The organism is Bradyrhizobium sp. BRP20 (assembly GCF_020194215.1).
Taxonomy (GTDB): Bacteria; Pseudomonadota; Alphaproteobacteria; order Rhizobiales; family Xanthobacteraceae; genus Bradyrhizobium; species Bradyrhizobium yuanmingense.
Map to the genome: position 1 here is coordinate 1 of NZ_JADYVY010000108.1, position 426 is coordinate 426.

The 426-nt window shown below is 59.9% G+C and carries 1 protein-coding gene; it reads right to left on the minus strand.

What is annotated here, in order from left to right:
• Positions 1–198, minus strand: a 198-nt coding sequence (locus I6F33_RS38020; RefSeq protein WP_346656767.1) for a transposase, incomplete at its 3' end; no start/stop codon positions are given.
• Positions 199–426: the final 228 nt, after the last annotated feature.

The following is a 426-nucleotide window of genomic DNA, read 5'->3' on the forward strand; positions in this document are numbered from 1 at the left end:
CTTTTTCGGCATTGCGGTGTCATCAATGACTAATACCGCATCCTTGCCGCCGACAAGCCGATCCGCCTGGTTGAGCAGCTCAGATTCCAGCGGTGATGCGTCCCAGACACCTTCGACGATGAAATGGGATCTTGAGCGCTTGGTCCCGGTAGCCGAACGTACTGCACCGGCTGCGCTGGCTGTCGGCATTGAGACCATTGCCAGCAACTTGACGCCGGACGCCGCGACGAAGTGCCTGCAGAGCCCGCGAATTCACTTCGGCACGCGACTTGCTCTCTTTGCCGCATCATCACCAATCCCAGTGCGATGGTCTTCGGGACGGACTCGGCGCGCGTCGGTGTTAGCGTCTGGTCCGCCCCGACGGTTTTGCTGCGCGATAACTTAAGGGCGCTCGGTCGTGGACCGAGAAAATACAGGGACGTGTTG